The 19,661-nt window shown below is 64.9% G+C and carries 16 protein-coding genes; 4 read left to right on the top strand and 12 right to left on the bottom strand.

All coding sequences use genetic code 11. From position 1 onward, the window contains the following. Window positions 1-16 precede the first annotated feature (16 nt). Complete coding sequence (locus tag DBZ32_RS01265) at window positions 17-1,267, bottom strand: Zn-dependent hydrolase (RefSeq protein ID WP_119165305.1); 1,251 nt, start codon at window positions 1,265-1,267, stop codon at window positions 17-19. Then, on the bottom strand, window positions 1,264-2,520 hold the full coding sequence (locus tag DBZ32_RS01260) for a diaminopropionate ammonia-lyase (RefSeq protein ID WP_235829941.1): 1,257 nt from the start codon (window positions 2,518-2,520) through the stop codon (window positions 1,264-1,266). The genes DBZ32_RS01265 and DBZ32_RS01260 overlap by 4 nt, the downstream gene beginning before the upstream one ends. A 434-nt stretch (window positions 2,521-2,954) precedes the next feature. Here DBZ32_RS01260 and DBZ32_RS01255 point away from each other — a divergent pair, with 434 nt between their 5' ends. Genes DBZ32_RS01255 through DBZ32_RS01240 form a run of 4 tightly spaced genes read left to right on the top strand, consistent with a single transcriptional unit; the run spans window position 2,955 to window position 8,088 of the window. Beyond that, on the top strand, window positions 2,955-4,553 hold the full coding sequence (locus tag DBZ32_RS01255; RefSeq protein ID WP_119165304.1) for an ABC transporter substrate-binding protein: 1,599 nt from the start codon (window positions 2,955-2,957) through the stop codon (window positions 4,551-4,553). A 31-nt stretch (window positions 4,554-4,584) separates the two neighbouring features. Continuing rightward, entirely contained in the window at window positions 4,585-5,526 is a 942-nt protein-coding gene (locus DBZ32_RS01250; protein ID WP_119165303.1) for an ABC transporter permease, read from the top strand. Beyond that, window positions 5,523-6,410, top strand: a complete 888-nt coding sequence (locus DBZ32_RS01245; RefSeq protein WP_407923482.1) for an ABC transporter permease — start codon at window positions 5,523-5,525, stop codon at window positions 6,408-6,410. The genes DBZ32_RS01250 and DBZ32_RS01245 overlap by 4 nt, the downstream gene beginning before the upstream one ends. Before the next feature lie 10 nt (window positions 6,411-6,420). Then, the gene (locus DBZ32_RS01240; RefSeq protein WP_119165357.1) at window positions 6,421-8,088 is read left to right on the top strand and encodes a dipeptide ABC transporter ATP-binding protein; all 1,668 of its coding nucleotides are present in this window, start codon (window positions 6,421-6,423) and stop codon (window positions 8,086-8,088) included. Window positions 8,089-8,115: 27 nt separating this feature from the next. On the opposite strand, the gene DBZ32_RS01235 is transcribed toward DBZ32_RS01240, so the two are convergent. From DBZ32_RS01235 to DBZ32_RS01190, 10 genes are all read right to left on the bottom strand, one after another. Continuing rightward, window positions 8,116-9,189, bottom strand: a complete 1,074-nt coding sequence (locus DBZ32_RS01235) for an NAD-dependent epimerase/dehydratase family protein (protein WP_119165302.1) — start codon at window positions 9,187-9,189, stop codon at window positions 8,116-8,118. A 24-nt stretch (window positions 9,190-9,213) separates the two neighbouring features. Continuing rightward, window positions 9,214-10,398, bottom strand: a complete 1,185-nt coding sequence (locus DBZ32_RS01230) for an SMP-30/gluconolactonase/LRE family protein (protein WP_162906502.1) — start codon at window positions 10,396-10,398, stop codon at window positions 9,214-9,216. Window positions 10,399-10,472: 74 nt separating this feature from the next. Beyond that, window positions 10,473-11,579, bottom strand: coding sequence for a sulfotransferase family protein (locus DBZ32_RS01225; protein WP_119165300.1), 1,107 nt, complete (start codon window positions 11,577-11,579; stop codon window positions 10,473-10,475). A gap of 420 nt (window positions 11,580-11,999) precedes the next feature. Next, window positions 12,000-13,898, bottom strand: coding sequence for a V-type ATP synthase subunit A (locus DBZ32_RS01220; RefSeq protein ID WP_119165299.1), 1,899 nt, complete (start codon window positions 13,896-13,898; stop codon window positions 12,000-12,002). Continuing rightward, on the bottom strand, window positions 13,895-14,593 hold the full coding sequence (locus DBZ32_RS01215) for a hypothetical protein (protein WP_119165298.1): 699 nt from the start codon (window positions 14,591-14,593) through the stop codon (window positions 13,895-13,897). The genes DBZ32_RS01220 and DBZ32_RS01215 overlap by 4 nt, the downstream gene beginning before the upstream one ends. Window positions 14,594-14,607: 14 nt before the next feature. Beyond that, on the bottom strand, window positions 14,608-15,303 hold the full coding sequence (locus tag DBZ32_RS01210; protein ID WP_119165297.1) for a hypothetical protein: 696 nt from the start codon (window positions 15,301-15,303) through the stop codon (window positions 14,608-14,610). Beyond that, window positions 15,300-15,755 (bottom strand): ATP synthase subunit C, encoded by a 456-nt coding sequence (locus tag DBZ32_RS01205; protein ID WP_119165296.1) that lies wholly within the window; start codon window positions 15,753-15,755, stop codon window positions 15,300-15,302. The genes DBZ32_RS01210 and DBZ32_RS01205 overlap by 4 nt, the downstream gene beginning before the upstream one ends. Beyond that, a complete protein-coding gene (locus DBZ32_RS01200) occupies window positions 15,752-17,548 on the bottom strand; it encodes a V-type ATP synthase subunit I (RefSeq protein ID WP_119165295.1) in 1,797 nt (598 codons plus the stop codon). Before DBZ32_RS01200 ends, DBZ32_RS01205 begins: the two co-directional genes overlap by 4 nt. Beyond that, a complete protein-coding gene (locus DBZ32_RS01195) occupies window positions 17,545-18,150 on the bottom strand; it encodes a V-type ATP synthase subunit D (protein ID WP_119165294.1) in 606 nt (201 codons plus the stop codon). The genes DBZ32_RS01200 and DBZ32_RS01195 overlap by 4 nt, the downstream gene beginning before the upstream one ends. Next, window positions 18,128-19,555 carry a V-type ATP synthase subunit B gene (locus tag DBZ32_RS01190; RefSeq protein ID WP_119165293.1) on the bottom strand — a complete coding sequence of 476 codons (1,428 nt, stop codon included), beginning with the start codon at window positions 19,553-19,555 and terminating at the stop codon, window positions 18,128-18,130. Before DBZ32_RS01190 ends, DBZ32_RS01195 begins: the two co-directional genes overlap by 23 nt. Window positions 19,556-19,661 lie beyond the last annotated feature (106 nt).

Below are 19,661 nucleotides of genomic sequence, written 5' to 3'. Positions count from 1 at the left end.
TCTTCTTGAACCCGAACTACGATGCCAGTTCGAGCAGTATGTGCAGCAGCACGTCGGCGCCGGCGGCGATGTCGGACGCGTCCGTGAACTCGCGTACGTTATGACTGATGCCGCCGACACTGGGCACGAAGATCATGGCTGCCGGGCAGATTCGCGCCAGCATCTGCGCGTCGTGGCCGGCCCCGCTGGGCAGGCGGCGCACCGAGTGGCCGAGCCGCCCGGCGATCTCCTCGATCCGTGCCACCAGTGCCGCATCGAACAGCACCGGTTCGAAGCGGGCAAGCTGGCGTTGCTCTATCGTCAGCCCTTCCTGCTCCGCCGTCTTGGCGACAAAGCCCCGCAGGCGCCGTTCCGCCTCCTGCAGGATGTCCTCGTCGGTGTTGCGCAGATCGACGGTGAAGCGGGCCCGGTTGGGGATGACGTTGACCAGGTTCGGCCCGAATTCGATGGCCCCGACCGTGCCGACCTGATCGCCGCCGAGTTCGCGCGTCAGGTCGCGCACGAAAGTGATCGTCGCGCCCGCCAGGTAGCCGGCGTCGTGACGCAGCCGCATGGGAGTCGTGCCGGCGTGGTTCGAGACGCCGGAGACGGAGAACTCCGTCCAGGAGATTCCCTGCAGCGACTCGACCGCTCCCAGAGTCACCCCCTCCCGTTCCAGAACCGGTCCCTGTTCCACGTGCAGTTCGACGAAGGCTCGGACAGCGGGCGCCCCGACCGGCGCGGCGCCGTCGTAGCCGATCTTCCGCAACTCGGCGTCGACACGCGTGCCGTCGATGCCTTCAGTCGCCAAGGCGTCCTCGAGCGGAAGACCGCCGACATAGACCAGGCTGCCCATCATGTCGGGGGCGAAGCGCGCGCCCTCTTCGTTGGTGAATACGGCCACCGCCAGCGGGTGTTCGGTCTCCACGCCAGCTTCGTTCAGGCTCTCCATCACTTCCAATCCGGCTAGCACGCCGAGATTGCCGTCGTAGCGGCCGCCGGTGCGAACCGTGTCGATATGCGAGCCGGTCATCACCGGCGCGCGGGCCGCCGCGCCTGTGGTGCGGGACGGACGCAGGCCGACGATATTGCCGATGGCATCGATCGAGATCTGCAGGCCGAGCTCACGCATCCAGCCGACCACGAGATCGCGGCCGGCCTTGTCGGCCTCCGTCAGTGCCAGACGGCAAACGCCACCGCCTTCGATGGCACCGATCTCCGCCAGCTTGGCGATCCGCTCCAGCAGGCGCGGATGATTGAGCCGGGGCGCCACCGTTCGACCGGTCATTCCGCGGGGACCTTTGTGCGTACCTCGTCGCCCGAGCGTCCGACGATTTCGCTGTAAAGACGAGGATCGGTGTCGCCCTCGCTGCCGAACAGCAGAATCCGGCTGTCCGGGCCGAGGCCCAGGCTCTCCCGGACTCGGGGCCGGGCGAGGGCACCGATCGCGGCGCAGAGCCCGGCGACAGCCGACTCGCCAGCGACCAGTGGCGGATCGCCGTCGCAACCCTCTGCGAGCAGACGCATGCCCTCCCGGGCCGAGGCATCGGTGACGGTCATGAAGGCGTCGGCGCCTTCATCCAGAATGTCCCAGGCGAGCAACGAAGTTTCGCCGCAAGCGAGGCCGGCCATGATGGTGTCCAGTTCACCGGTGACGTGACTCGCCGTCCCGTTCTGCACGCTGGCCAGCAGGCAGGCGGCTTCGTCCGGTTCGACGGCGACGAAGCGCGGGCGCCGCTGCTCCAGCGTTTCCCAGAGGTGAGCGCAGATCGCCGCCGCCATGCCGCCGACCCCCGCCTGTACCAGTACGTGGGTCGGAAGAGAGTCGCCGCACTGGGCCAGCGCTTCCTCCGCCATGACCGCGTAGCCTTGCATCACGTCGCGCGGGATGTCCATGTAGCCGGGGTAGGAGGTGTCGGAAACGACGGTCCAGCCTTGAGCCTCGGCTTCGCGTGCGGCCTCGCGCACGGCTTCGTCGTAGGTACCCGGCACGCGGCGTACCTCTGCACCGTAGCGGGCGATGGCGTCGACCCGGCCCTGGCTGACGGTGCCATGCACGAAGATCACGCAGCGGCAGCCGAAGGTCTGCGCACCCCAGGCGACGGAACGCCCGTGATTGCCGTCTGTCGCGCAGCAGACCGTCAGGCTGGAAACGAGGTCGGCCCCCTGTCCCTTCAGAATTTCGGCGGTGGAGGGCGTCGTCCCGGTAACCTCGGCAAGGCGGCGCTGCAGGAGGCGCAGCACCGCGTAGGCACCGCCTAGGGCCTTGAAGCTGCCGAGGCCGAAGCGGCCGCCTTCGTCCTTATAAGCGATTTCGGCCAGGCCCAGCCGGCCCGCCAGACCCGGAAGCCGAACCAAAGGCGTCGGTCGATAGCCGGGCCAGCCGGCGATCTCGGCCTGTGCGGTTTCGAAGGCGGCCCGGTTCAGGATCGCGCTCTGGCGCGCGCCGTAGGGCCGCGAAGGCTCGCCTTTCGGATTGAGCGCGATCTCCAACGGTTCGCTGGCGAGCGCGCTCAGGCTTGTGCTTTGCAGGTTCATCATGGCGGTGGTAACCGGTTCGATAGGGAGGAGCGGTGGGGGTGGGACGAGCACGAAGCAGCAATCGCAGCTGCCGGTCAACAGTCCAAGGCGGAACGGGATCTGAGCGTTTGGACCGCTGCTTTATTGGATACAATGCAGGCATGTTAGGCACGCAATAGACAGACTGTCTGATTTTTCAGCAGTCGATATGCCGGGCCGGGCGCTCGCTCTCTAAACTCCGATGCGATGATTGCCTTTGGCGCTGCTCGTCACGCGAGCTTTTTCGGCGATCTGAGACTTCGGACTCGCTTCGCCGGGCCGGCTGGCACAGGATTTGAAGGTTAAACGAAAGTTAAGCATAGGACCCGGGGTGATCCCCAAGACCAAGGCGCGTCGTGTGACCTGGCGTGCAGGTCATCCGGACAGGGTCCCAAAAGACAACAAGGAGGCTCTCGATGGCGAGTATCACAAGGCGGCGCTTCGGCGTCTTCACGGCTGCGGCGGTGGCGCTCGGCGCTGCTGTGGGACTGAGCGCCCAGGCAGCACAGGCCGAAACGGTTCTGCGGGTGATCCCGCATGCCGACCTCAAGAACGTCGATCCCATCTGGACGACGGCCTACATCACCCGCAACCACGGCTACATGGTCTACGACACGCTCTTTGCGATGGACGAGAACCTGGAGCCGCAGCCCCAGATGGTCGACACCTGGGAGGTCAGCGAGGATGGGCTGACCTGGACCTTCGTCTTGCGCGACGGCTTGACGTGGCACGACGGCACCCCCGTGACGGCCGAGGATTGCGTCGCCTCCCTGCAGCGCTGGGGCGCCCGCGACGGCATGGGACAGAAGCTGATGGACACGGTCGCGTCGCTGGAGGCGACCGACGAGAAGACCATCGTCCTGACGCTGTCGGAGCCTTACGGCCTGGTGCTCGAGTCGATCGGCAAGATCAGCTCCAACGTTCCTTTCATGATGCCGAAGCGTCTCGCCGACACCGATCCCTTCGAGCAGGTGCCGGAGATCGTCGGCTCGGGACCCTTCATGTTCTCCCAGGAAGATTGGGTTCCCGGCTCCAAGGTCGTCTACTTGCGAAACGAGAACTACAATCCGCGCGAAGAGGCTCCCAGCGCGGCGGCCGGCGGCAAGCTGGCTCAGGTCGACCGTGTCGAGTGGCTCTACATTCCCGACCAGACCACCGCCCTCAACGCCCTGCTGAACGGCGAGGTCGATTACTGGGAACAGCCGCCAGTCGATCTTGTGCCGATCCTGCAGCAGAACAGCGACATCGTCGTCGAGGTTCTCGATCCCCTGGGTAACCAGGGCATGCTGCGGATGAACCACCTGCATCCGCCTTTCGACAATGAGAAAGTCCGCCAGGCCGTGGTCGCCGCCGTCAATCAGGAGACCTACATGCTGGCGGCGATCGGCGATCCCGAGTACTTCGACATCTGCACTTCGCTTTACGCCTGCGGCTCTCCGCTCGAGACCACGGCGGGAGCCGACCTGCTGGTCAACCCCAGCAAGGAAACGGCGATGAAGCTGCTGGAAGAGGGTGGCTACGACGGGACGCCCGTGGTCATCCTGCAGGCCACCGATATCCCCGTTCTGAATGCCGCCAGCCTGGTGACCGCCCAGACCCTGCGCGATATCGGTATGGAGGTCGAGCTGCAGGCCATGGACTGGGCGACGCTGACTTCGCGCCGTGCGGTGCAGGATCCGGTCGTCGACGGCGGATGGAACGTCTTCCACACCTGGTGGATCGGCGGCGACATCTCGAACCCCGTGACCCACACCGGGCTCTCGACCGGCGGCACCGAGCGGGCCTGGTTCGGCTGGCCGGACGATCCGAAGCTGGAAGAACTGCGCGACGCCTTCTCCAAGGAGACGGATCCCGACGTGCAGAAGGCCTTGGCCGACGAGGTCCATGCTCGCGCGCTTCAGGTCGTCACCCATGCCAACTTCGGCACCTGGTTCAACCCGGTGGCCTATCGGTCGAACGTCTCCGGCCTGATCAAGTCGCCGGTGCAGTTCTTCTGGAACGTCTCCAAAAACTAGTCTCGCTACGAAGAGAGAGCTGATCCAACCGATGCTCGGTTTCATCGCCCGACGGCTTCTGGCCACCATCCCCGTCATGGGGGTGGTGGCTCTCTTCGTGTTCCTAATGTTGCATCTCAGTCCCGGCGATCCGGCCACCGTGATCGCCGGCGACTATGCCAGTCCGGCCGATATCGAGAGAATCCGCGCCAAGCTTGGGCTGGATCAACCCATACACATCCAGTTCGGAACCTGGGTCTGGACCCTGATGCAGGGCGATCTGGGCATCTCGATCTTCTCGAACCTTCCGGTCACCAAACTGATCGCGCAGAGGCTCGAACCGACGCTCATGCTGGCCCTGACCACGCTGATCATCACGATCCTGGTCGCGGTGCCAATGGGGGTCATCGCCGCCTGGAAGGCGGGCACCTGGATCGACCGGAGCATCATGCTCTTCGCCGTTGTCGGCTTCTCGATTCCGGTCTTCGTGCTGGGCTATATCCTGATCTACTTCGTCTCGCTGAAAGCCGGCCTTCTGCCGGTTCAGGGTTATCGGCCGATCTCCGAGGGCGTCGTTCCCTTCCTCAGATCGATCACTCTGCCGGCGCTGACCCTCAGCGTGATCTATATCGCGCTGATCGCCCGCATCACCCGTGCCTCGATGCTGGAAGTGCTCGACGAGGACTACGTGCGCACAGCCCGGGCGAAGGGACAGCTCGAGTGGAAGGTGCTGATCGTCCACGCCTTGCGCAACGCCGCGGTGCCTATCGTCACCATCATCGGGATCGGGGTCGCGCTGCTGATCGGCGGCGTCGTCGTCACCGAGAGCGTCTACAACATTCCCGGTCTGGGCCGGCTTGTCCTCGATGCCATCCTCAAGCGCGACTATCCCATCATCCAGGGCCTGATCCTGATGTTCAGCTTCGTCTACATCCTGATCAATCTGGCCATCGACATTCTTTACACGCTGATCGACCCGAGGATCCGCTATTGACCCTGTTGATCGAACGCGACTCTGTCCAGGGCGGTTTCCGCGCCCGTGCCGCGGCGTTGCGGCGGCAAGTCTTTCAGCGCTATCCCACCATCGGGATCGGCGGCAGCCTGCTGATCGTCATGGTCTTCATCGCGGTCTTCGCGCCGGTGGTGGCACCGAGCGATCCGATCGCGCTCAATCCCATCGAACGGCTGCAGGCGCCCGGCGCCGAACATTGGTTCGGCACCGACATGTTCGGCCGGGACATATACAGCCGCACGGTCTATGGCACGCGTATCTCCTTGATCGTCGGCTTGTCGGCGGCGGGGCTCAGCGTCTTCTTCGGCCTGATCATCGGCCTGATTGCGGGCTACATCCGGCTGCTCGACGCCATCCTGATGCGGGTGATGGACGGTCTGATGGCGATTCCCGGCATTCTGCTGGCGATCGCCCTGGTCTCTCTGTCCGGCGCCAGTCTCGTCACGGTGACCGTTGCCATCACCATTCCCGAAATCCCGCGCGTGGTGCGGCTGGTCAGGGCGATGGTGCTGTCGGTCCGCGAGGAACCCTACGTCGAGGCGGCGATTTCCGTCGGCACGCCCCTGCCGAAGATCCTGCTGCGCCATGTTCTGCCGAATACCGTGCCGCCCCTGATCGTGCAGGCCACCTACGTCTGCGCCTCCGCGATGCTGCTGGAGGCGCTGTTGTCCTTCGTCGGAGCCGGAACGCCGCCGGAGGTTCCGAGCTGGGGCAACATCATGGCCGAGGGCCGCGCCTACTTCCAACTGACGCCCTGGATCATCTTCTTTCCGGGCATCGCCCTCGCCGTGACGGTGCTCGCCGTCAATATCCTGGGTGACGGCCTCCGAGACACTCTCGATCCCCGCATCGCGAAGAAGATGTGAGGTGGCGGGGATGACCAGCGAACAGCCCGTCCTGGAGGTCGACGGCCTCTCGGTCACGCTGCCGGCCGGCGCGGACCGATCCTACGCGGTGCAAGATGTCTCCTTTGCCGTGCACAAGCAGGAGATTCTCTGCGTGGTCGGCGAGTCCGGCTCCGGCAAGTCGGTAACGGCTCACACGGTCATGGGCTTGCTGCCACGGAAGCAGTTGAACCCGGTCAAGGGGGCGATCCGACTGCAGGGCGAGAACCTTCTGGAGAAGACGCCGCAGCAGCTGCGCGACCTGCGCGGGGCCCGTATGTCGATGATCTTCCAGGAACCGATGACGGCTCTGAACCCGGTGCACCGGGTCGGACACCAGATCGACGAAGTGCTGCGCATCCATACCGACCTGTCGGAAAAGCAGCGCGCCGCCCGCGTGCTCGAGGTGATGGAGGCCGTGCGTCTGCCCGATCCGCTGAAGATGCGTCACAGCTATCCCCATCAGCTCTCGGGCGGCCAGCGTCAGCGGATCATGATCGCGGCGGCCCTGGCGCTGGAGCCGGCCCTGCTGATCGCGGACGAGCCGACGACGGCGCTGGACGTCACGACTCAGGCGCAGATCCTCAAGCTGATCAAGGACATCCAGCGCGAACACAATACGGGCGTGCTCTTCATCACCCACGACTTTGGAGTGGTCGCGGATATCGCGGACCGGGTGGTGGTCATGCAGACCGGCAAGGTGGTTGAGGAGGGACCGACGGAACGTCTGCTGAAGTCCCCGCAGCATCCCTACACCCGCATGTTGATCTCCTCCGTGCCCAGTCTGACGCCGCGGCACCGGGAGAAGGCGGAGAAGAACCGCATCGTGCTCTCGACCCGTGACCTCAACAAGGTTTATGGCGGCGGCGGATTCTTCCAGAAGGCGCGCGAGGTGCATGCGGCCAAGGACGTCACCCTCGATGTGCGTCGCGGCGAGACACTGGGCATCGTCGGCGAGTCGGGGTCCGGCAAGTCGACCGTGGCGCGCTGTATCGTCCGCCTGATCGACCCGACCGGGGGCCAGATCTTCATCGACGACGACGACATTGCGCTGCTGCCGACACGCCTGCTCCGTCATCATCGCCGCCGGGTGCAGATCGTCTTTCAGGACCCCTACCGTTCGCTGAATCCCCGGCGCACGGTCGGCCAGTCGATCGTCGAAGGCCCGATGAACTTTGGGCTTTCCAAGAAGAAGGCCTGGGAGCGCGCAGCCGATCTCATGAATCTGGTCGGTCTGGACCCCAAGGCGGTGGAGCGTTACCCCCATCAGTTCTCCGGCGGACAACGTCAGCGGATCTGCATTGCGCGCGCCTTGGCCATGGAGCCGGAAGTCCTGGTTGCCGACGAGGCGGTTTCGGCCCTCGACGTGTCCGTTCAGGCGCAGGTTCTGGAGCTGCTGGACGACGTACGCGAGAAGTTCGATCTGGCGATGCTGTTCATCACTCACGACCTGCGTGTCGCGGCCCAGGTCTGCGACAGCGTTGCCGTCATGCATCGCGGCGTCGTGGTGGAGTCGGGCCGCACGGCGGAGCTCTTCGCCGATCCGCAGCATGCCTATACCAAGAGCCTGTTCGAGGCGGCACCGGGCCGGAACTGGACTTTCGGTCTGTTCGACGACAGTCCGGACGACAGCCTCGCCCCGCAGGCCGCCGGACCGTAACGGCATTTCCTGGCTCGAGAGTTCTCTTTAGTCGGCCCCCTGGGACGCCCGACGTCGACTCTGGTCCTCCTCGCTGGCCCGCAGCCAGGCCACGGCGGTCCGCAGAGACTCGTCGAGGGGGCGTAGATCGAGCCCCAGGGCCCGGGCCGAGTCCTCGAAAGGCAGGTGGATCGGCGGCGTCGCCATTCGTACGCCCTCCAGCGAGGCGCGGGGCGGCCGCCGGGTGATATGGTCGGCCAGGAACTCCGACACCCAGGCCGCAGCCAGGGCCAAGCCGGTCGGCAGGACCCGGCGCGGCATGGCCACGCCGCTGATCGCCTCCAGCCGTTCTAGAAATGTTGAAAAGCTCATCGGCGGATGGCCCAGAACGTAGCGATGACCCGGCTTGCCTCGCTCGGCGGCGTAGATCAGGCCGCGCGCCAGATCGCGGACATCGATGAAACTGACGTCGAAGTCGATGTAGGCCGGTGTCCGCTGGTACAGAAGATCGCGAATCATCGTCATTGGCGGCGTCAGATACCTGTCGTCGGCCCCGATCGGCAGACTCGGGCTGACGATGGTCACCGGCAAACCGTTCCGTGCCGCGGCCAAGGCGGCGCGTTCCGCCGCCAGTTTTGAACGCGCATAGGGCCCGGGCATGGTTGCCGGGGCCAGCCTGTCCGCGTCGTCATCCGGCAGCAGCGTCGAGACCCGGCCGAACGGTAGAATCGCGGCGCTGGAGGTATGGACGAAGGCGCGGACGCCGGCTGCGGCTGCCGCGTCTAGCACCAGGCGCGTCCCCTGGTGATTGATGCGATCGAAGGCGGCCTTGTCGGCGCGCCAGAGGTTGGGGTCGCCGGCAACATGGAACACCCGCTCCACACCTTGGACGGCGCGAGCCACGATAGTCGGGTCGGTCACGGACCCGACGATCGTCTCCACAGCGGGCGCGATCGCGTCCGCCGGTTCCGTGAGATCCAGAATGCGCACGCTCCGACCGCCGCGCTGGAGCTGCCGAACCAGATGGCGGCCGATAAAGCCGTGACCGCCGGTGACCAGATCGACGCTTAAACGGTTCCTCAGGTCTCGAGAGGTGGAGTCTTGTAAAGTAGATTCAGACATGGCTTGTCTCGACCATCGCTCGTCTCAAGTTTGGCCCGGCTCGGGGCACCAAGCTAAACCTGCGGCCGTTACGGAACCGACAACCAGGCCATCGGACGCCTCAAGGGCGACCGTTCCTGCCGACAGCATGGCACCCTTCGGGTCCAACCACTCCAAGCGCGGTTCGGCCTCCACCGACTCGTCGATCGCGAGCCTGTCGACACGGGTGCCGGCTCCCTCCCGACGCAGCCAGGCTGCGCGATGCAGCGCGAGGCGCAGCAGGGAGGGGTGCTGCGTTACCAGCAGATCGCCCGCGCCGGTCATTGTCAGGTTGTCGGGAGAGGCCGGTAGAGGGATCCGCGCGAAAGCAGAAGCGGGGCTCGTTTCGGGCTCGGTACCGTCTTCCAAAGCCGTCGCAAGCGGCAGACGCAGCAGCCTCTGGCCGCGAGTCTCGGCCACCCAGACCGATCCGTCGCCGATGGCGATGCCATTGGCAAAGCGAAGGCCTGTGGCGACGGGCGTTAGCTGCGCTTCGCCAAGAGAGCCGCTGTCCTTCGGATCGGGCAGTGTCAGGCGTACAACCGATCCCTCGGGCGGTCCGAACACCAGTTCACGCCAATTGCCAATCCGATCGCAGGCCGCCGTGTCGAGGGTGACCAGTGCGCGCCGACCATCGATTGCGGCGACGTCGTTGGCTCGACAGAGCCGTGGGTCGTCGATCCGCGTGACGTGCTGCAGTCGCTCCTCCCGGAAGTCGAAAACATCGATCCCTGTCGAGCTCTGCTCGTCGCCGCCGGCACGATTGACGGCGAAGATGCGGATCGTTCCGTCATTTCCGGCGATGGCATCGATCCCGTGCGGGCGGAAGACCGGTAAGATCCGGGCAGTCAGGTTCTTGGCTTGCAAAGACCTTTGGTCGCCGATTCCGAGCTCTCCGGCCCAATCGCCGCGGAGATGAAAGAGCCCGCTCGGACCTGCCGCTCCGATGCCTTCCGGCTCTCCGCTCTCAAGGGCCCAGCGGTCACGGGCGGACAAGAGCAGTGACCCGTCCGGCAGCGCCACCAAATCTTCGATACCGCGCAGGGGTACGCCCGTGGCGGCATCCGTCACTGTCAAGGGTTGGCAGGAGGCGGCCAAACGGCCACTCGGCTCAGACGAAGTCAGAAGGTTCGGCTGAACGCCTGTGGCCAAGGCCAGCGTTCCGACCGCAGCCGTCAGTCCGACCGTCAAGGCCGCCGTCCGCAATCTCGAGCGTCGTCTGGAGCGTCGCCGCACGGCAATCGCCGGCGGGCCCGACGAGCTGGTCAAGCCGCCGCCTCAGCGGTTCGCGGCTGCGGCGTCGAGAAGTTCCAATGGTCGATACTGTCGGCGCAGGCCTCCGAGACGCGCGCGATCGTCCGGGCGTCGAGTGTGAAGCGATTCTTCCTGTAGCCGTCGACCGACTTCAGGTAAGCGGCAAATCGCGGTTCCGTCTCGGCGAAGCCGGGCAGACTCAGAGTTTCGTAGACCTGTCGCATGGTGCCCATCGGATCGGCCTCCAACGTGTCGTAGCGCACCTCGACCAGATCGCCCGCCGGGATCTTGGCGCAGGCGGTCCGGTAGTCGCGCATCATCCTCGTGTGCGTCTTCAGTATGAAGTCGTCGATATCGATGTGATCATAATTGGCCAGCGCGAATCGGGGTAGCAGCTTGGCGTAGAAATTGCGCATCGACACGAAAACCTCGAATGGATTGCGCACCGTGTGAATGAACTTGGCCTCGGGGTAGAGCGTCTTCAGCCGATCGATGCGGCCGGTATAGGCGGGGTTCTTGATCAGCAGTTGCTTACGGCCCTGCTGCAGCCAGACTTTGCGCAGGAAGTAGTCCAGTGCCGCTTCCCAGGCCTCGATTTCCGCAGGTTCAGCTCCCTCGAAGAAGACGGCGCGGCGGAAGGTCGCCTCGAAGCGCTGCGGAAAGTAGAGCGCATGGTAGAGCGACAGGGTTGTCATGTTGGCGAGCGGCACCTCGTCTTCCTGAGGCGACTGAGGTGTGACGGGGATATTGTCGATGAAACGCCGTTTCGGAAGCATGCGCTCCAGAAGCGGCTTCAGTCCCGCCGCCAGTCCCGCCTGATCCCACGGCAGACCGGCGGCGATCGGAGTGACATAACCGAAGTCGCCTTGGCTCAAGGTGTTGTAGAGGTGGGTCGTTCCGCTGCGCCAGTGGCCGATGATGAACACCGGCTGGATCTGCCCGCGCGCCCGCGCCAGCTTCGAAGCCTGAACCGCCTGCTCCGTGAGGGACAGTGGCCATCGCAAGCCGGTCGCCAGCAACAGCAGCGCCAACATCGGCAAGCGATTCCGCGCCACGCCGCCGCCCTGTGTCGCAGCCTTCAGCAGAACGTGAGGGGCACTACCGAATAGCGGATGCATGGACGCCTCTGACAATGCCGGCCACCCGGTTGGGCGGTCTTGGCGTTCGACAGACCTCGTCGGGCCCGTCGGCTCTTAGGGATAGCGGCTGGTCCGGCACCGAATGGCTCAGCGTGCCAGGCGGCGGCCGAGTCGCCGCTGAATAAGCTTCATATGGTCTCGCATAGAGAGCACGCAAGACAGGCGGCGCCGAAGCGGTCCGCCTGCCGCTGCGTCCCGCCGCACGGCCCGTCAGCGATTGGCCGGCAGCACTGGGCTGATATCTTTTGGCGGCAAAAAGATGTCCCTGTCCTGGCCACGGAGGGTGACAAGGGAGGCTTCGTAAGCGCCGTAACCGTCTGAGCGCGCTGGAAGGAACAACAGACCTTCGGTGTCGAGCGCCGGACTCATCCGATGCTCATCGTGCGAACGCGGTTCGATCTAAGGCGCCGTCGCAGCCATCGCGTCGACCTGCTTCAGCAGGTCGGCATGGTCGGGCGAGTCCTCCGCCGCATAGTTGAAGTTCCTGAAGAGACCGGTGAGACGGGTGAAGTAGTCGCGCGCCTCTTCCTTGTCCGTAAAGCGGTAGTCCCGGGTGACATGACCGTAAACCTTGTTGAAGGTGAGCTGCTGCCGCTCCAGCCGAACCGAGGCGTCGACCGGATCGAAGGCATCCTGCTGCAGATAGACCATATCCAGGAAGAGTGCCTTCTGGTGGATCACGAAATCCTCCAGAGTGACTCCTTCCTCGCCGGTCACCTGCATCATCTGCATGACCGCGTCGCCGCGCTGCAGAAGCGCCTGCATCTCCTCGACGCGTGTCGTCCAGCCGGCCCCCATGTGGGCGTCGAACCAGGTCTTGAGCTGGCCCAGATAGCGCGACCAGGAGAGCAGCGGATCGACCGCGGGATAAAACCGCTTGTAGGCGCGGTCCGCCGAGAGTCCGAGGAAGCACTTGACGGTCGCCAGGGTCGATTGGGTGACCGGCTCGTCGAAGTTGCCGCCGGCGGGGGAGACGGTGCCGATCATGGTCAGGCTCCCCACGGAACCGTCGTTGGTCTCGATCACGCCCGCGCGTTCGTAGACTCCCTTGATGGAGGACTCGAGGTAGGCCGGAAAACCTTCCTCGCCGGGAATCTCCTCCAAGCGACCGGAGGTCTCGCGCATCGCCTGTGCCCAGCGCGAGGTCGAGTCGGCGATCAGCAGCACGTCGTAGCCCATCTGGCGATAATATTCGCCCAGGGTGATACCGGTGTAGATCGAGGCCTCGCGGGCCGCGACCGGCATCGAGGAGGTGTTGCAGACGATCACCGTGCGGTCCATCAGTGTGCCGCCCATCTTGGGGTCGGTCATCTTGGGGAACTCGTTGATCGTCTCCACGACTTCGCCCGCGCGTTCGCCGCAGGCGACGACGATGACCACGTCCACTGAGGAATGGCGTGAGATCAGGCTTTGCAGCACGGTCTTGCCGGCGCCGAAGGGCCCCGGAATGCAGGCCGTGCCGCCGCGGGCGATGGGAAAGAAGGTATCGATCAGACGCTGGGTCGTGATCACCGGTTCGTTGGGGTAGAGCCGGCGCGACAGGCTGCGTTTCAGAAGGCCCCCGGTCAGGGAGCGGCGGACGGGCCACTTCTGCGACAGGCGAACGCTGCGTTCGCGCCCGGCCTTGTCCTCCAGGCGCGCCACGACCTGATGGACGTGAAAGTTGCCTTCCTGGATCCAGGAGACGCGAAAGGTGCCGGGCCAGTCGAAGGGCACCATGATCTTGTGAGTGAAACGCCCTTCCTGGACGCTGCCCAAGGTATCGCCGGCAACAACCTCGGCGCCGCTCGCGACGCTCGTGACGAAAGACCATTTCTGCGCCGCGTCCAGGGGCGGAACCTGGACGCCGCGCGGCAGGAAGATACCGTAGCGCGCCGCGATCTTCGGCAGGGGCGCCTGAAGTCCGTCGTAGACCTGTCCGAGCAGACCTGGCCCCAGTTCGACGGAGAGCATCTCGCCGCTCTGTTCGACCGCATCGCCGATGGCGACGCCCTGGGTGCTCTCGTAGACCTGTGCATCGGCGGTCGCGCCCCGGACCCGCAGCACTTCGGCTTTGAGACGCTCCTGCTCGCCACGTTCGTTGGGCGCGCTCGGGCAGATGTAGATCACCTCGTTCTTGACCAGATGTCCCGCTTGACCGTCGGCGCCCTCCGCCGCCTCGATCTCGACGAGATCGTCCTGCACCGCGACGACGCGGGCCGTTGGCTGCGGATGGTTTCGCGAAGCGGTTCCCGCCGTCCCCGAGGCGGTGCCCGCTGCCCTGCTGCCGCCGCCGGGTTCCCTGACTGTGTCCGTCATCGGACGTCTCCTTCGAATGACAGCGCGGCATAGTCCGCGAGACCGGTCTCGGTCAGATCTTCGAAGCGCCGGGCTGCGGCTTCTGCGTTGTAGCGCGCCCAGCGGTCGACGATGCTCCACTTGAGGACGTAGATCACCACCGCTTCGAAATCGAAGGCATGCTCGCCCTCCAGACGCTGCAGTCGCTTGTAGGCTTCGCTCAGCAACAGGCGCTCGAGCGCAATGCTGTCGTTGCGCGCCATGAGACGGTCGGCCTCGTGCAGCCAGGGAAAGACGCCCTGGAGCGCGAAGGCGGGATCGCTCCAGTTCCGGGCGATGTGACCGACCCAGCGCCCGAAGCCCCAAGCGTTGCCCGCGGGAGGCGGACCTTCACCGCGCGACCGCCGCCGCAGCGCCGCCACGCAGGTGCGGATCTCCAGCCTGTCGCGCACGATGGACTGGAGCGTTTCGTTGTCGATGCGGGACAGGGCGGTTCGCCCGCGGTCGATCACCAGGCGGTCCGACACCTCCATGGGGAGCTGGCGCCAAAGCAGAGCCTGCTCGACCAGTTTCAGCATCTCCTTTTCTTCGGGGGTCAGAACCCGCAGCCGCATATTGAGTTTCAACCGGGAGAGAGGCGTCTGCTTGGCGACGAACAACGGCCCCGGTTTCGGCAGGCTGGACATCAGCATCACATAGGCGTCGGAGCTACTCATCGGGGTCAGCCTGACTATTTCACGATGCCTTCGAGGACGGCGCGGAACCGTGGCTGAAGATGCTGCAGCAACAGATCCGCGACGGCTTCGTCGGTCAGGTCGAGGGTCACGTCCTTGCCCTCTACCTTGACCTGGATGCCGGCGGCGGACTCCTCCGAGGCCGAAAAGGTCACGCCGTCGCGCAGCATCTCGCCGGTCAGGCCGAGAACGAGTTTCGTCAGGCGGCCCTTGCCGAGTTCCTCCGGATTGTTGCGCAGCTCCTCCAGGCCTATGGCCGCGTCCGGGAGGACAACCTCCAGCTCGTCCCGGTCGGCGACTCCGGCTTCGTCCCGCACGCGACCGGCGATTTCCAGAATCATCTTCCGCAGAATCTCCGGCTCCGCAAGCTGCTGCGACGTCAAGCGCCTCACATCGCTGCTGAAGCGCTCCATCAGGTCGGCCTTCATACTGAGAATCGTGTCGCGGATCGCCGTCTTCAACGCCTCTTCTCCGGCCGCGCGATAGGCGTCGGCCTCCCGACGCGCCGTTTCCAGACGGTCTCGTGCTTCGGCGTGCGCCTTGTCGAGAATCTGCTTCGCCTGGCGCTGCGCCTCAGAGACGATCTCCGCCGCTCGGTTGCGGCCGGCGGACACGCCTTCTTCGCGCAGCCGTGCGATCAGAGCGTCGACCCCGCTGGAGGACTCGGTTTCGCCGATGTCGCGGCGGGTCATTGGCCAGCCCCCGGAATGCCGGCGCTGATGACCAGCGCGAAAACGAAGGCGAAGACGGCAAAGCCTTCGATGATCGCGGCCGGGGCAAGCGAGAGGCCGAAGATCTCCGGTTTCTCCTTCGCTGCATTGATGGCCGAAGCGCAGGCGCGGCCCTGCCAGATGCCGCAGTAGAGGAAGGCTGCCGCCGCGAAAACGCCGATACCGAACAGTCCACCCGCATTCTCGGGCGTGACCGTGCGGTCCAGAGTGAACATCACGACGATCCCGTAGATCACGAAGGTCGAGGGAAAGGCGGAGATGCCGATGTAGCGGCCGTAGCCGCTCTCGGTCTCCAGCATCGCGCCGATCCCCGCTTGCCCGGCGATACCACAGCCGATCGCGCTGCCGATGGCGCCAATCGCCATTGGTGCATAGATGCCGGACCAGCCAAGCGCGAGCACGAACTCATTCACGGCTTCACCTCCTTTCGGGCGAATTTTCGGAAGGACTCGCCTTCTTCCGGCAGGCCCCACTTGTAGAACTCGATGAAGTTGAGCCGCAGCCCATGCACCACGCCGCTCATGAGCGACAGGCCGAGATTGAGCGTGTGGCCGACGAGGAGCAGCAAAATGGCGAGGAGCAGCCCGACACCGGGTAGGGCCTCATGAACTCCGCGCGCGAGGTCGTTGAAGGTCACGGCCAGGGAAGCGCTCGCAAGACCGAGCGCGAAGAGCCGCATGTAACTCAGTACGTCGCCGAAGGCCCCCATCACACCCGTCAACCCCTTCAGTCCGTCGAGCAGGCGGCCCAGATGATCCTTCGCCGTTCTGGCGGGGCGTTCGCTGGAGAACAGGAAGACGGCGAAGAGGCCGCCGGCAAGAAGCGTATGACTGACGGTTTCCCAGATGCTGCCAGGTTCCGCCAGCCAGAGCAGAAGACCGCCGCAGAGTCCGGCAATCCAGCCCAGTTTCGACAAAGCCACGAGGCGCGTCCTCAAGACATAAGCCATGATCGCGTTGGCCAGAACGATATGCAGAACCCCGATGACGATGGACAACCTCATCATGGTTTCGAAGTCGTCCACGCTCAGAATGTGCAGGCGCTCCGGAAGCGAACCGGCTGGCGGCGAGAGGCCGAAGTAACTGCCGACCAGAACGCCGTAGACGACCGTACAGCCGAAGAGAGACAGGCCGAGGCGCCGATAGGCGCGGCCCTTGGGGCTGCGGGACAGCCGTCCCCAAAAAGCAGCGAGGCCCGCGAGCAGCAGTAGTCCGTAGCCCGCATCCGCCAGGATCATCGCGAAAAACAGGGAGAAAGACCCGACGAGCAGCAGCGTGGGGTCCCAGGCGCGGTAGTTCGGCACCTGGTAGAAGAGCGTCAGGTCGACTCCGGCACTCAGGTCTTCGGGCTGTTCGATCAGGGTCGGGGGAGCGTCCTTCGGGCCTGGTTCCTCGATCAGGCAGGCGAGTTTCGCGTCCTTGGCATAGGCCTCGACGGCGGCAACGGCATCGACCGGTACCCAGCCCTGGACCGCCACCACCGCGTCGTCGTCGCGGGTTTGCTGTTCGGCATGGGTGAGGGACGCCCGGTTCTCCGCCTCGGCGAGATTGACGCTCAGAAGATAGATGTAGCGGGTGAGCGCCTGGCGCCGCGCGACCAGGTCTTCGACGGCGACCTCGACGTCTTCGAGTTGAGCGCGCAGCTCGGCCAGCGGCAGTGCGCCGGTATGGGTACGGGGGACCGGGAGCAGATTGCTCTCGGGCTCGTCCGGCGAAATCAGAACGACATAGGCGACGCGGTGATCCTTGCGCAGGATCTGCCAGGGCAGTTCGACGGACTCGAGCGCCCCGAGGTCGCCGAGCGGCAGAATGTAGAACCACAGTCTGTAGCCCGACAACGCTTCGTGCGGAGGAAAGATCAGGTCGCCCCAGGGCTCGACCGCGGCGATCCGATGAACCAGGAAGTCGCGGCGGTCGGTCGCGTTGCGAAGCTGCTGCTGCAGGTCGAGCGCCTCGCCGACCAGCCGGTCGACGTCGAAGCCCGGATCGCGGACGATCTGCCGGCGCTTCACCGGCACATCGCTAAGAAAGCGCAAGGCCTTGTAGGCGCCCTCGGCCCGCGGCGAGGCGATGTTTTCGACCTCCGGCGGCGGGGGGCGCAAGGGAAGCAGGTGCATACAGCCCAGGCTTTGCAGAGCCTCGAGCACCGCCTGCTTTTCCTTCAGCAGGCCGCAGAGGCTGACTTTCTTCAGGCGAGCGATGCTCATGGAACGCCCGCCGCCGCATGCTTGCGCTTGGAAATTTTGGAGCGAACGACGGCCGCCATCTGCTCGTCCGAAAGGTAGACGCGGATCCGCTTGATGTTCGCCTTGGTCCTGGGGATTAGAACCTTATCGAAGAGATTGACGCGCTGCGTGATGGTCTTCACCGCCTCGTCCAGCAAAGCTACGCGACGCTGCTCCACCTGCAGGCGGATGCGCAGTTCCAGCATGTCGCGCAACAGGACGGCGGCGGTATCGACCCAATGGGGCTTGGACAGCAGCGCGTAGGGTCTGATCCTTACTTCGATCCGCTCCAACCGCGGCAGACGCGTCCCGACCAGGTTCTCCATCTCGACAACGACGTCCGTGACCGTCGCCAACCCGGTCAGATCCACGTTCAGGTTGGCCAGCATCGGCAGCCGCTGTCCGACCTCCTGCCCGAAGCGGGCGATCTCACCACCTGTTTCGGCCAGGGTTTTGGCGGCTTTGGCCCGCTCCGCCATCAGTTGCTGACGCTTGAGGTCGAGCGACGGCAGAAAGCGTTCGTAGGTCCGCAGGCTCCGCGCCTCGCGCGCCAGAGAGGACTTATTGAGCTGCAGTCTCGCCATGGCGCTCCAGCTCCGCTAGCTCCGCCTCACCGGCCGACGTTGTCGGGGGCTCCACCTCCGGCGGCCGGTCCTTCGGGAAGTACTTCTCGATCAGCTCCTGCTTCATCAGCAGCTCTTCCGGCCGGAAGCAGGCGGCGAGAGTCGCCCAGCACAGATCCAGGGCCGCTTCGAGCGGCAGCGAGACCTCGATGTCCATGAAGCGCTCGCGGAAGAGATCGCCGAACTTCAGGAGCTTGTGGTCGAAGTCCGACAGGTCGAAGGCCATGGCCTGTTTCTGCTGCGCGTCGCGGGCGCCGGAGTAGAAGCGGATCATGGTGTTCATGATCTGCCCGTGATCCTCGCGCGTCACCTTGCCGATGACGTTCTGCTTCAGCCGCGAGAGCGACCCGAAGGGATCGAGCACGCCGTCGTGGAGATAGAATTGCCCCTCGGTGATGTAGCCCGTGTTATCCGGCACGGGGTGGGTAACGTCGCCGCCGGGCATCGTGGTGACGGTCAGGATGGTGACCGATCCGCCCTTGGCGTAGTCGCAGGCTTTCTCGTAGCGGCGCGCAAGCTGCGAGTAGAGGTCCCCCATGTAGCCGCGGTTGGAGGGCACCCGCTCCATGGAGATGCCGACTTCCTTCAGGGCGTCGGCATAGGCCGTCATGTCGGTCAGCAGCACCAGAACGCGCTTGCCCTCCTCCACCGCGAAACGCTCGGCGACCGCCAGCGCCATATCCGGTATCAGCAGCCGTTCGACGATGGGATCCGAGGCCTGGTTGATGAACATGACCGTGCGCGAAAAGACGCCGGCATCCTCGAAGGCCTTCCGGAAGGTGTAGTAGTCGTCGAAGATCAGGCCCAGCCCGCCGAAGACCACGATGTCGGCATCCGCCTGGATTCCGATCCGCGCCAGGAAGGGATTGAAGGGCTCTCCGGAGACCGAGAAGATCGGAATCTTCTGGCTTTCGACCAAGGTGTTGAAGACGTCGATCATGGGGACGTCCGTGCGGATCATCCGCTTCGGCACGATGCGCTCGCAGGGATTCACCGAGGGGCCGCCGATCTCGACCTTGGCATCCATCGCGAGGTCCGGCCCGCCGTCGATCGGTGCGCCCGTTCCGTCGAACACACGGCCGAGGATGTTGGGCGAGTAGGTCACCTGCATCGGATGACCCAGGAACGTCACGGAGGAGTCCGTCGAAATGCCCTTCGTTCCGGTGAAGATCTGCAGCGAGACGACCTCCCGGTCGATATGGATAACCTGGGCCAGGGACCGATGCCCCTCGTCCTGCTCCAGCACCGCCAGATCGCCGAAGCGGACCGTCGCCCCTTTACCGTCGCCGGCTTCGGGCACCCTGACTTTCAGGATATCCCCAACGATCTCGAGGATCCGGGAGTAACGAACCAGATTGAGAACCATGGCCTCCTTTCCAGCTGCACGGTGCGCGGCTGCGTTTTCGCATCGCCCTCCCTGGGCGCTGTACTCTAGACGGTTGAAGAGTACCAGTGCTCAAACCGTTACAGTA

The organism is Algihabitans albus (assembly GCF_003572205.1).
GTDB lineage: Bacteria > Pseudomonadota > Alphaproteobacteria > Kiloniellales > DSM-21159 > Algihabitans > Algihabitans albus.
Note: the sequence above shows the minus strand (reverse complement) of the source record. Positions and strands in the feature narration are given on the sequence as shown.

Excerpts from the sequence above, each read along its gene's own strand:
- DBZ32_RS01265 (WP_119165305.1), bottom strand. The coding sequence starts at position 1,267 with ATGACCGGTCGAACGGTGGCGCCCCGGCTCAATCATCCGCGCCTGCTG.
- DBZ32_RS01225 (WP_119165300.1), bottom strand. The coding sequence starts at position 11,579 with ATGCATCCGCTATTCGGTAGTGCCCCTCACGTTCTGCTGAAGGCTGCG.
- DBZ32_RS01255 (WP_119165304.1), top strand. The coding sequence starts at position 2,955 with ATGGCGAGTATCACAAGGCGGCGCTTCGGCGTCTTCACGGCTGCGGCG.
- DBZ32_RS01235 (WP_119165302.1), bottom strand. The coding sequence starts at position 9,189 with ATGTCTGAATCTACTTTACAAGACTCCACCTCTCGAGACCTGAGGAAC.
- DBZ32_RS01240 (WP_119165357.1), top strand. The coding sequence starts at position 6,421 with ATGACCAGCGAACAGCCCGTCCTGGAGGTCGACGGCCTCTCGGTCACG.
- DBZ32_RS01215 (WP_119165298.1), bottom strand. The coding sequence starts at position 14,593 with ATGAGTAGCTCCGACGCCTATGTGATGCTGATGTCCAGCCTGCCGAAA.
- DBZ32_RS01190 (WP_119165293.1), bottom strand. The coding sequence starts at position 19,555 with ATGGTTCTCAATCTGGTTCGTTACTCCCGGATCCTCGAGATCGTTGGG.
- DBZ32_RS01220 (WP_119165299.1), bottom strand. The coding sequence starts at position 13,898 with ATGACGGACACAGTCAGGGAACCCGGCGGCGGCAGCAGGGCAGCGGGC.
- DBZ32_RS01260 (WP_235829941.1), bottom strand. The coding sequence starts at position 2,520 with ATGATGAACCTGCAAAGCACAAGCCTGAGCGCGCTCGCCAGCGAACCG.
- DBZ32_RS01195 (WP_119165294.1), bottom strand. The coding sequence starts at position 18,150 with ATGGCGAGACTGCAGCTCAATAAGTCCTCTCTGGCGCGCGAGGCGCGG.
- DBZ32_RS01200 (WP_119165295.1), bottom strand. The coding sequence starts at position 17,548 with ATGAGCATCGCTCGCCTGAAGAAAGTCAGCCTCTGCGGCCTGCTGAAG.
- DBZ32_RS01210 (WP_119165297.1), bottom strand. The coding sequence starts at position 15,303 with ATGACCCGCCGCGACATCGGCGAAACCGAGTCCTCCAGCGGGGTCGAC.
- DBZ32_RS01250 (WP_119165303.1), top strand. The coding sequence starts at position 4,585 with ATGCTCGGTTTCATCGCCCGACGGCTTCTGGCCACCATCCCCGTCATG.